This window comes from Pseudoalteromonas sp. TAE79 (assembly GCF_000498015.1).
In the GTDB taxonomy this organism is placed as follows: Bacteria; Pseudomonadota; Gammaproteobacteria; order Enterobacterales; family Alteromonadaceae; genus Pseudoalteromonas.
This window is the reverse complement of sequence record NZ_AUTL01000031.1, coordinates 1-1209: the sequence shown is the minus strand read 5'-3', so window position 1 is coordinate 1209 and position 1209 is coordinate 1. Positions and strand designations below refer to the sequence as shown.

Below are 1209 nucleotides of genomic sequence, written 5' to 3'. Positions count from 1 at the left end.
GGGTATTATTTCGTTTGCAGGTTACGATGGCAGCGTTTACTTAATGGGGTGGACTGGTGGTTATGTACTATTAGCCATGTGTTTAGCGCCTTACTTACGTAAATTCGGCAAGTTTACCGTGCCTGACTTTATTGGCGACCGTTACTATTCACGCACCGCGCGTTTAGTGGCAATTGTATGTGCCATATTCATTTGTTTTACTTACATTGCAGGGCAAATGCGTGGTGTAGGCGTGGTATTTTCACGCTTTTTAGAAGTAGAAATTGAAACCGGTGTTTACATTGGTATGGTGATTGTATTTTTCTACGCCGTACTTGGCGGTATGAAAGGCATTACCTACACGCAAGTAGCGCAGTACTGTGTACTTGTATTTGCATACCTTGTACCAGCCATTTTTATCTCGATGATGATGACGGGTCACTTCTTCCCACAAACAGGTTTTGGTGCCACATTAATTGGCAGCGATGGCGTGTACGTACTTGATAAACTGGACGGTCTAAGCGCTGAGCTTGGTTTTGCACAGTACACCGAAGGCTCTAAGAGCATGATTGACGTGTTCGCTATTACTGGTGCATTAATGGTAGGTACTGCTGGTTTACCACATGTAATTGTTCGCTTTTTCACTGTACCTCGCGTAAAAGACACGCGTATTTCTGCAGCATGGACTCTTGTGTTCATCGCGATTGTTTATACCACAGCACCAGCGGTTGCCTCGTTTGCTCGTGTAAACATGATTGATACCATAAACGGTAAAGATGGCAGTGGTACAGAGTATGCAGAAGCACCAGGGTGGATTAAAAACTGGGAACGCACAGGTTTAATTACATTTGATGATAAAAACGGCGATGGCAAAATGTTCTACACGGCGGGTAAAATCACCGATCCGAACAGTGCTAACGAAGTAAACGTAGACCGCGACATTATGGTATTAGCTAATCCAGAGATTGCTAACTTACCAGCGTGGGTAATCGCACTTGTAGCTGCGGGTGGTATTGCCGCTGCACTGTCTACAACAGCAGGTTTACTACTGGTTATTTCAACCTCTGTTTCGCACGATTTACTCAAGCGAACTCTCAAGCCCGATATTACCGACAAGCAAGAGTTACTTGCAGCGAGGTTGGCAGCCATGGTCGCTATTGTTATCTCCGCGTACTTTGGTATTAACCCGCCTGGATTTGTGGCATCGGTAGTGGCATTTGCATTCGGCTT

At 45.2% G+C, this 1209-nt stretch carries 1 protein-coding gene; it reads left to right on the top strand.

Going from position 1 to position 1209, the window contains the following annotated elements; genetic code table 11:
• Window positions 1-1209: sodium:solute symporter family protein (locus tag L655_RS0100925; RefSeq protein WP_024603783.1), on the top strand; the 1209-nt coding region annotated here is incomplete at both ends.